This is a genomic window from Pleionea sp. CnH1-48 (assembly GCF_024124665.1).
Lineage (GTDB): Bacteria > Pseudomonadota > Gammaproteobacteria > Enterobacterales > Kangiellaceae > JAMXSB01.
In genome coordinates, this window is record NZ_JAMXSB010000026.1 from 1 (window position 1) to 9,570 (window position 9,570).

The 9,570-nt window shown below is 38.7% G+C and carries 10 protein-coding genes; all 10 read right to left on the bottom strand.

Annotated elements, in window-relative coordinates; translation table 11 throughout:
* Positions 1 to 49 precede the first annotated feature (49 nt).
* Positions 50 to 730 carry a YHYH domain-containing protein gene (locus tag NH399_RS25045; RefSeq protein ID WP_253044235.1) on the bottom strand — a complete coding sequence of 227 codons (681 nt, stop codon included), beginning with the start codon at positions 728 to 730 and terminating at the stop codon, positions 50 to 52.
* Positions 731 to 900: 170 nt separating this feature from the next.
* On the bottom strand, positions 901 to 1,470 hold the full coding sequence (locus NH399_RS25050) for a hypothetical protein (RefSeq protein ID WP_253044237.1): 570 nt from the start codon (positions 1,468 to 1,470) through the stop codon (positions 901 to 903).
* 4 nt (positions 1,471 to 1,474) lie between these two features.
* A complete protein-coding gene (locus NH399_RS25055) occupies positions 1,475 to 2,401 on the bottom strand; it encodes a hypothetical protein (RefSeq protein WP_253044239.1) in 927 nt (308 codons plus the stop codon).
* A gap of 247 nt (positions 2,402 to 2,648) precedes the next feature.
* Entirely contained in the window at positions 2,649 to 3,434 is a 786-nt protein-coding gene (locus NH399_RS25060) for a phage antirepressor KilAC domain-containing protein (protein WP_253044241.1), read from the bottom strand.
* A 27-nt stretch (positions 3,435 to 3,461) separates the two neighbouring features.
* Positions 3,462 to 3,926, bottom strand: a complete 465-nt coding sequence (locus tag NH399_RS25065; RefSeq protein WP_253044243.1) for a BRO family protein — start codon at positions 3,924 to 3,926, stop codon at positions 3,462 to 3,464.
* Positions 3,927 to 4,262: 336 nt separating this feature from the next.
* Positions 4,263 to 4,691, bottom strand: coding sequence for an N-acetylmuramoyl-L-alanine amidase (locus tag NH399_RS25070; RefSeq protein WP_253044244.1), 429 nt, complete (start codon positions 4,689 to 4,691; stop codon positions 4,263 to 4,265).
* Positions 4,692 to 4,759: 68 nt separating this feature from the next.
* Positions 4,760 to 5,239, bottom strand: coding sequence for a hypothetical protein (locus NH399_RS25075; RefSeq protein WP_253044246.1), 480 nt, complete (start codon positions 5,237 to 5,239; stop codon positions 4,760 to 4,762).
* Positions 5,240 to 5,312: 73 nt separating this feature from the next.
* Positions 5,313 to 5,549: a hypothetical protein gene (locus tag NH399_RS25080; protein WP_253044247.1), complete on the bottom strand. Its 237-nt coding sequence runs from the start codon at positions 5,547 to 5,549 to the stop codon at positions 5,313 to 5,315.
* Between the two features lie 179 nt (positions 5,550 to 5,728).
* Entirely contained in the window at positions 5,729 to 5,956 is a 228-nt protein-coding gene (locus NH399_RS25085) for a hypothetical protein (protein WP_253044249.1), read from the bottom strand.
* Between the two features lie 9 nt (positions 5,957 to 5,965).
* Positions 5,966 to 9,570: RHS repeat-associated core domain-containing protein (locus tag NH399_RS25090; RefSeq protein WP_253044250.1), on the bottom strand; the 3,605-nt coding region annotated here is incomplete at its 5' end.

The following is a 9,570-nucleotide window of genomic DNA, read 5'->3' on the forward strand; positions in this document are numbered from 1 at the left end:
TCATAGTTTGTGGCGTGCCACAGCTTCCCAAGAAGAATCTCAGGAAACCTTATTTCGTGCATGTACTTTCAACCTTTTTGATAAACTCTCGTTCAGCATCTCGATAAACTAGCTTATACTTCCTAACGACCTCATCAAACTTCTTCACATACTCACAGTGATAAGTCTTTCTCGGTGGTAACCAAGCATCAGGTCCAGCGGCTCCTTTCTCACTGTTTAACTTATCCCAGACAACCAATAGGTTCTCATGATCGTTCGCAAAGGCTCTGCGTTGTTTTCTCGTCCAGGCATATCCACCGTGATTATGTGCCCACATAAGAGGGACCAGATGATCAATATCCAAATCACTAGCTTTGGTGAATGTTTTACCACTGAAAGGATCAAGCCACTTGCCATGTGAGACAGTACACCCTTTATTTCTCTTGAACTTAACCTTGATAAGAGATTCTTTGATCAATACTTCTTGTCGTTCGTTCTGGCAATCATCATCTTTATCAATCCAGTGAGGGTAGTCTTTACGATTGTACTTAAGACTGGCTTGGGGTAGTGCCTGTGGTTGCTCCTTACTGTTTTTTCTTGGGAGAGGTGTGTAAGAAGTGCCGCCATTATGGCAGTGATAGCCACCGTTCTTTCTGTCGTTATGACATCCATCGCTATTGGTTCTACCGCTATGAGCCTGAGATATTCCACTGAGTAGTATTAAAGCTACTCCTAAAGATAGTCTTAGCATCTATGATTCCGTATCAATAACATTCTATTTAATCAAACTATTTATATGACAATTATAGAGCACTGTCTAAACTAGCCATTCTCTCCACCACTAGTCTAGATATAACCTCCTGATTATTACTTAAAATCACACTTACTTCATCGACTCCAGTGGCACTTATAGCAGCTCAGTTAGCTTTTCTCTTTCTTCTTATCTATTAAAGTTGGTTTAACTCGATGTATCTTATCAATCATAAAGTGCATGCCAAGCACTGTTGTAAACAATATATTAAACACAAAGAACAAGTAGATGAGCAAAAAAAACTCTTTTAGCCAAGGAACATATACAAATAACGGCTCAATACTTTTAGCTGCCAGCTTTGCAAATCCACCTATAAAATAAAACGATATGCTCATGAATGCTAAATAACCGAATAGATAAGTTAAAAACACTCTTCTAGTGAGCGAGTCACCGTTTAGCTTTGGAGGTACTCCTTCCATTAGTTCATCCATGCCGTCTCTTTGGAATGTTGCAACCGCAGCCATAGATGCTATATAGAAGCCAGATAATATTTGCAACATTCCATTAATCAGAGACACCAATCCATCCTTAGATAAAAGGCTTATAGAAGGCATCATATAAATCACTATAGACAAAACCGATGCACTAAGTATTGGTAAAACAAAATCATACCAAAGCTTCTCAGTGTGCTTAATTTTCGCATAATGCAACGGCTTAAATAACTTATTTAAAACAAACATAAATCTAACTCATATCTGAAAGGTTCTCTTTCATTTTTTTGCATAATTCAGGGTGAAACTCATCCTGACACTCCATTATTGGATTACTTAACCTAATTTTTTTAACTTTACTGAAAAAAGATTCTTTTAAGGCATCTCTCGACGTGCTCATATCTAAACTTTTTTGTCGCTTATTCTCATCTCTATACTTAATAGTAAGCTTCTGATACTTATTCTCCGTAGCATACTTAATAGCTTTCATTATTTTATCTTTATAGTCTTTTTTAGACTTTTTAGCTTTAATAACTAGTCTACTTTCATACACCTTAAGCTCACCATCTTCATCAAGAGCACCACTTTGAGCATGTTGTACAGCAACAAACCCCGTAAGAATCCCTCCCTTTAAGCAATCATCTATATTGTGGCTCATATTTAGCTGCAAATCTATTAACGGTCTACATTGAACTTCGTTCCCACTAGATTTCCTTACAAAGGTATACTCTACTTCAATACTCAAAAATCTATTAAATGCACTCCCTATTAAAGTTCTTGTAATTCCGGGAACCTCTTCAAGTAACGCGTCGTAAAACCCAGGAAAGTCTGGGTTAGGAACTTTTGAAACTAATAAGTGAGACGAAACTGCTATTCCTTCCCCTTTTTCCTTTTTCACGACTCGACTTTCACCAGTTTTTAAATTCGCAAAAGATGGATCACTTTTTTTTCCATCAGAGTATTTTAATAAGAACATAATGGAGTTCTCATACTCAATGAAATCTTCAATTATCAGACTTGCAGTGCCATTTCTGATTTCATATACAGACTCTCCTTTTTTAATAACATCAAGCAGAGGCATTAAACCTTGTTCAAAACTTAACCTTGGACCATCCTTTGGATATGTACCGATTTTTAAAGTACATTCTATCAAATACCTTTCATTCTCTAACAACAACATAATACATCTCTAATTCAAAGTAAATTACCACAGGGCACAATATAATTTAGATATATTTATGACAATCATGTATTTGAGATATTCTTAATAAATCTGTTTTGGTGTGCTAGAAAAATAGCTTTCTCATTTTGACGGTATGTAAATAACACTAGGCGGCGGTCTGAGCCACTTTAAGCTGTAGCTATTTGATACCCCTTACCCCCTGAGAAAATCGCTCAGAGGGGCTTAGAGATAGCCTAAAGATCACCTAATGAAATGCTAAAGACTTCCTTAACTTCTTTGCTTTGACATCACCATTTTTAATCCCTTTCTCAGTTAACTTTGCGAGACCTCTCGCCGTGATTCTTACTTGATTGCGAACGGAATAACCGTAAGCATGACACTGAGCAAATGAGGTATGAACTAATAAGCCCTCGTTAATCTTATCCTGATAAGCAAACTTCTCTTTGGTCTTAGGGTTCTGATAAATCCAGTTGTGTTCATACATCCAGTCTCTTAAGTCTTTATTAGGTCTAATCCCTAGCTTCTTAGCGGCCTCTGTAATTGATAAGGTATTCTCACACTCAAGCAACTGATCATAAGCTTCAACCTTTGGTTGGTCTTCCTCAACCTTAAGCTCTAACACCTCGCATCTTTGAGCAGCCTCATAGCCAAGCCTAAGTAACTCGGTGACATTCAAAGTCGGTGTTTGCTCTACTGGTGTGAGCTTCCCATTCTTATAATCTAAGAACGTTTGATTAACCTGCACTTGGAAAGCTGGACTAATCCACGCCGCGTATGACACTGCTATGATCTCATGTGCGAAGGTTCCGGGATTTACCCCGCCATTGTTAACTTGAATAGGCAGAATGTTAATTAGCATTCTGGTCACTTCATGCACTATGTCTTGAGCTTGCTGTTGTCTCAACCATTGAGCAGGGGCCTTGTGCCTAGCGCCTCCACTAGCTCTATGCAACGCATTAAGATTATATCGGCCTTCCTTGTCTGTGGTGATTTCCACACCTGCAATCATTGGGTATTGCTTTTGTTCCATGTTTATTAATTTCCTTATTTAATTATCTTAGTGATTGAGCTTTAGCTTTCTATAAGGGCTTACATGAGCCTCTACAGCATCAGTTAACTTATTAAGCTTATCCTTAAGCTCTTTATTCTCGCAAAACAAATCATCAGCCAATTTAGCTAATCCATCCTTATCAAGCGTGTCTAACTTTTCTAGGTGCTTTTCTTCCTCTATAGCTTGATATACTTCATTCTCAATCCACTTCTTAACCTTACTTGCACTTTGTTTAGGTGCTTTAGCAATTAACTTATAAACATCACTCTCATAAAGATAGGCTTGTGTAGTCTCTCGGTCATTCACCGTGATTTTCATAAAGACATACTCATAGTAGAAGTCTAAAATCACTTCTTCGATATTCTCAAAGCCAAAGCTAGTCATTAATGGGTAGGCTTGTAACAAGAGCTTTCCTTTGTGTTCAATAACATCTACAACTTTATTGTTTAGAATGACATCAGTAGCAATCATGTGTGTAGTTTTCCTTATTCAATTTATTTGTAATTAATCAGAAAGCAGACAAAAGCCATATCTTTCCTTCTGTGGTTAGTCACTTCTCAAATAGCCTCTTTGTGAAGCTCTCAGAACTACCCCATAGACAGGTTAAAATAATATCTTTCCTTCTGGGGGTAGCCACTTGTGATATAGGTAATTTTTAGACAGGCTTGGAGGTATCTTTAAGACATCTTAGAGACTATCTTGAAACTATCTTTTAGATATCTTTAAGACTTATCTTTTAGCTTCTTTCCTTCTGGGGGTAGCCACTTCTCAATTCGTCACTTATTTGCCCAGGAGAAGTCCAAATTCTTACTTATTCGAAAAGAGCGCCCGAACATCAATACATGGACATTCTTTGCCACTATCTAAATCTCTATGCCCTAGAATCTCCTGAATCGGAAAGCGTAGCCTTAAGTCATCATAAAGCTTCTTCAAGGTTTGATATTGAGCAAGTGTGTAATTAGCGTCTGGCTGGCCGTTCTCATCAAGCCCACCTATGAGACACACGCCGATAGTTTGAGCGTTATAGCCCCGAACGTGAGCACCTTGATATTGAAGTGAGCGTCCGGTCTCTAAGGAACCGTCACGATTGATCACGAAATGATAACCAATATCAGACCACCCTCGGTCCTCTGTGTGCCATCTTGTGATAACTTGTGCGTTTACCTTCATGCTCGGCTTTGTGGCGCTACAATGGACGACAAGGCCGTATACGTTTAATTTATTTAGTTTTCTCATATCTTTTCATTTTCCTTTTGTTAAAATTCCTTCGCATACAAAAAAGGGCCTTACATGGCCCTTGGTTCTTATCTATTAATTACACTCCTATAAATTTCTAAATAATCTTTATGCTCCCTAATCTCTTGCGTTTCCCTATGTTTTACCTTTGGAACCATTTCTAAGTTTGCGCAACCTCCCTCACTAAACCTATTAGGGAGAACTTGCAAACCTATAATTCCAGATAAAAATATATCCTCAGTAGCTACGGTTAAATTATCGAGGTATAAGCATGGAGAAATTTTAGAAGAAACAATAAAAAATTGCACAACACCCGAATAAGCCGTGTTAGCTAGTTGCGAAAAACCAATTTCCTCTATGATATTAAAATAAAGAGGTGCTTTAGGTGAGCTTTTAAAAACGCTGCTGTATAGCCTATAAGGCCCATACTCTTTAGGTAATTTCTTTTGTAAATAAATTGATAACAAATGAGTTCTTACAGGCAAGCGGTTGCAACGAGCGCCGCCGTACCGGACCCATTCTCTTGAACATACTATAAGGGGTTTCATGACACCTTTTCCGAAAACATTTTAAAAAGGGCGCAATCCATACGCCCTTAAGATATTACTCAGCTAACAAATATTAAGAGTTAGTTTTTGCGTTTTTCTGATACCATTTAAAAGCATAGTAAAGAACAGCTTGAATAACTACCACGGCTAAACTACCAGCCACACCCCATGTATTACCTGCAAACGCATAAGCCAATCCGACGCTTACACCTACAAGAGATAAAATAGCAGCAACTTTAAAACCTTTTAACTTCCAAACGAAGATAAAAAACACTAATAGAATTAAGTACGGTAGAAAAATTCCCCTCATTTATTACACTCACCTCCATCACATTGATTTTTATAAAACTTGCACCAACTTAAAGGGATATATTTTCTAAAAAGCTTAGACTTAAAAGCGCCTTTGATTCGATACTTAGAATGCTTACCCTATGTTAAATAACACAGGACAAGCAAATGCAGTTTATATACTATTAATAAGCACCCTACCTAACTCTTAACTTGACTCTTTTGATAACGTTTGTAAGCAAATAAAACAATTGCAATAATCAGAATAGCTACAAAACTTCCAGAAGCTCCCCAGACATTTCCTGCAACAGCATAGAATCCGCCAGTAACAACTCCCGCTCCCGTGAACACAAGTGCTACTTTCCAGCCATGATACTTCCACGTTGCAAGAATTAGAATTGATAAAACGATAATTCCTAATATCCACATACCTCCTCCTTATTTGCACTCTCCAGTACATTTGCTTTTAAAAAACTTGTACCAACTATGCGGAGCATAGTTTTTAAAAAAGTTGGACTCAAACAAATCTTTAATAGTATAGTTCCCTTGTTTCGAAAGGGCTTCTTTTGTTGCAATTGCAACGCCAATATAAGTCAGTTGAGGTAGTCTTACTTGAATTTCTTTATCAATTACTTTTTTATACTGCCTTGTAATCACCCTCCCTGATTTAGTTTTCTTTTTATAGACCGGTCTACCACGTTTTATCTGTTTTCTCGCAGTCTTAATATTTTTAATACCTTTATTCAAATTCCCTGCGGCATCTAATTTACTTGGCGCACCAGCTCCTAAAAGTCCGGCTAAAAGAACATCAAACAAATCAATGCACCACCACCTTCCTGCATTCTTATACATTTGAAGACCTATTTCTAATCCAACACCTATTAAAGCGCCCTTCACACCAAACTCACCATTAGGATCAACCAAAGAGAAAGGGCTATTGCTCACATACAGATATGTATTGATTCCTCCCGCTAAACCAATAGGATCACTAGTGATATATCGACCTAACATCGGATCATAATAACGATTCCAGTTATAATGCAGGCTTGTCTCACTATCAAAATACTGACCTGTAAATCTCAAGTTGTTCTCAACATCACCCACAAGGATTGTAGCGCTACCCCATAAATCATAATCGGCTTGCCATACAACAAACTGTTGTGAGTCGGTCAATATCTCAGGCGTTCCTATATGCGAGTTATGATAATAATAGATATCGTCATACTCTAACATAGCCAGAGGCCGTTTATTAAGATAAATATACTCCTTGGAGATATCCCCTTGCTCTGAAACCTCCGCAATTAATACCCCTTCCTGATTATAAATATAACGAGTGGTTACACCGTTAGCCGTTTTATGAGTTCGCAAACCGTTTGCATTGTACTTATAGGTAATGAGGTGGTTGCTATTCATGGCACTGGCTAAACGTCCAGCGTGGTTATATTCAAACAACCAACCGCCTTTCGAACGCATGTTACCTGCAGCATCATAAGAGAATGAAAGGTTATTAAAGTCGGTTAACTTATTGTCACCATGACCATAGTTATAGACTGTGTACTTTGGTTCTGGAGTCGGTGTGAAAGCTAAACGTGAGTTAGGCTTTTGCTTTTGATTCACTAACCACTTTTCAAAACGTGAGCTACCTTTGGATAATTCAACCATGTCTGCGGAAAGCATCCCACCCGCACAAAGCTGACGTAGGTTTTCACATTCTTCTGGAGAAACAAAAGAGCAAACAGTATCTAAATCATCACATAGATTTGGGTCAGTGTCGCCGCCGCAATCTTGAATAGTCGGGTCACAACTGGGCGGTTCTTGGCAGTCCGGTGCGTTAGGCAGGACGCCGCAAAGTGTCACCTCACAATCACCATAGGTACAGTTCTGCTCCGTATCCCAAAAGAGAGCAATACAATCATCTAAGGTATTGACTCCGAACACACCTACAGGACAAAACAACTCTTTTGTTCTATTGCCTACAAAGTCATAACCGTAAACCTTAAAGCCGCCTTCAACGTTCAGGCCCTTTATTTGATTACGTTCATCAAACCTAACGTTAACACTGCTTAATGGATTTAAGTTATCCGTAACGCCGCGCAGGTTGCCTGCGGTGGTATAGTCATAGCTTTTGTCAAAGATATTACCGATAGTTGTACTCTGTAGATGGTAGTCTAAGTTGTATTGGTTATTTAAAGCCAAACCATTACCAAATGTCATGGATACCATTGGACCAAATGGCAAGTACTCAATATTGCTCGCAATCTCTTTTGATACGCCATCACTAAGAAGACTTACAGACTTAACCTGACCTTTATCAAGATGGTAGTTAACCGTCTTACCGCTTGGGTAAACAATGCCCTCAAGCTGACCAAAAGCGTCATAGAGATATTCAGTAGTAAAGCTTTGATTACCGTCTTTCCAGATGACTTTTGTAATAGCACCAAAGTCATTATAGAAATACTCAGTTACCCCTGAATCATCTTGAACTTTCGTTAGGCGTCCAATGCCCTGATTCCCGTTTTCAGTACTATCATAACTCAACGTCACGTTTTCTAAGTTGTTAGACGTTATAACAGAGACTAAACGATTTAGGGCATCATACGTCATGTGTGACTCTGTTCCGCGAGCATCTTTGATATGAACAACGTTACCCGCATCATCATATTGATTTTCGGTAACACCTGTATCTGGGCTAATGCGTTTTAACACTTCACCAAACACGTTATTTTCAAAAACGGTTTCTAATGTGTTCTGAGCGGTGACTTTTAAGAGACTATCATCAGCATCAAAGGTTTGTTTGATTGACTCAGATGCGCTATCGCCAAGCTCTATTGCACGTCCAAGCTCATCTAACCAAAAACCTTCATGGTAACCGTCGGCATCTTCAAAGCCTGTGTAGGTTGTTCGAGACCTTCCGATTTTAGTCTTACTTGAATTGCTTGCAGTAACCTCTGTCAGAGCATTAAAGCGATTGTAAGCATACTGTGTTGTAAACTGCTTTGCACCTAAGCTATCTATCAGGTTAACAATGTGAGGTCGATTCTCTTTATCCGGTGTAATATCAACCTTTTCACCTTGAGCATTCACAATGCTGGTTAGCGCTCCCGATGCTGTGTAGTGATAAGTAAATGATTCGCCGTTTGAAACAACCACCGACTTTAGACGATTAACACCTTCATAAGTGAGTTCTAACGTTCTTAACAATTCGCCTTCACTGCTGGCTTGAGTCAGCTTCTTGATTCGTCCTAAGTCATCATAGACAACAGTAATCACTAAACCGTTGGGGCTTTCAATTCGTCCAACTTTACCATTGAGTGTGTATTCAGAAAGGTAAGTCACATGACCTAGAGCATTAGTAATAGACTTTAGTTGACCGCATGAACTGCTTAAGCCAGCGCAATCATAATAGTCTAAGGTCACTACATCGTTAACGTCTTTTCTAGGACCGTCAATTGATACCACTTGATTATTGTCGTTGTATGTTAAAGATGTAACACGGCTTGACTCAATGCCTTGCGCATCTTTCCCTACCTCTCTAACGGCCACAACATTATAACTTGCATCATAGTCGAAGTGCTTAGTTAGCTGACTACCGTTTGCTAACTGCGGATAGGTAATGCTTTTGATTAGGTCCAACTTATCGTTAACATAATCAAAGACCGTTTTGCGCACTAAAGCTTCATCAACGGATTTAAGCAAACCGCTGCTGGTGTACTCATACTTCGTTGTTATTTGGCGATTACTTTGCTTCTCGGTCCACGAAATCAAACGACCTTCTGAGTCATACTTGATGACGTCGGTTTGAGTGTTTTTCTCACCATCATGAAAGTATATTTGTGAAATCTCACCAAAATTGAAGTTATCATCTGAGTGAAAGAGGTAGTTTTCTCTTTTAGCCCAGCCGTTGTTCACTTGATTGCTTTGATATTCAATGTAATTTTCTGGGCTTACATACCACGAGCCAGAGTTACCATCATAAAAATATTCTGACTTTTTATCATCAGGATCGGTAACGGTTATTCGGTAATACTCCCACATACCGCTAT

Excerpts from the sequence above, each read along its gene's own strand:
- NH399_RS25055 (WP_253044239.1), bottom strand. The coding sequence starts at position 2,401 with ATGTTGTTGTTAGAGAATGAAAGGTATTTGATAGAATGTACTTTAAAA.
- NH399_RS25085 (WP_253044249.1), bottom strand. The coding sequence starts at position 5,956 with ATGTGGATATTAGGAATTATCGTTTTATCAATTCTAATTCTTGCAACG.
- NH399_RS25050 (WP_253044237.1), bottom strand. The coding sequence starts at position 1,470 with ATGTTTGTTTTAAATAAGTTATTTAAGCCGTTGCATTATGCGAAAATT.
- NH399_RS25080 (WP_253044247.1), bottom strand. The coding sequence starts at position 5,549 with ATGAGGGGAATTTTTCTACCGTACTTAATTCTATTAGTGTTTTTTATC.
- NH399_RS25045 (WP_253044235.1), bottom strand. The coding sequence starts at position 730 with ATGCTAAGACTATCTTTAGGAGTAGCTTTAATACTACTCAGTGGAATA.
- NH399_RS25060 (WP_253044241.1), bottom strand. The coding sequence starts at position 3,434 with ATGGAACAAAAGCAATACCCAATGATTGCAGGTGTGGAAATCACCACA.
- NH399_RS25075 (WP_253044246.1), bottom strand. The coding sequence starts at position 5,239 with ATGAAACCCCTTATAGTATGTTCAAGAGAATGGGTCCGGTACGGCGGC.
- NH399_RS25065 (WP_253044243.1), bottom strand. The coding sequence starts at position 3,926 with ATGATTGCTACTGATGTCATTCTAAACAATAAAGTTGTAGATGTTATT.
- NH399_RS25070 (WP_253044244.1), bottom strand. The coding sequence starts at position 4,691 with ATGAGAAAACTAAATAAATTAAACGTATACGGCCTTGTCGTCCATTGT.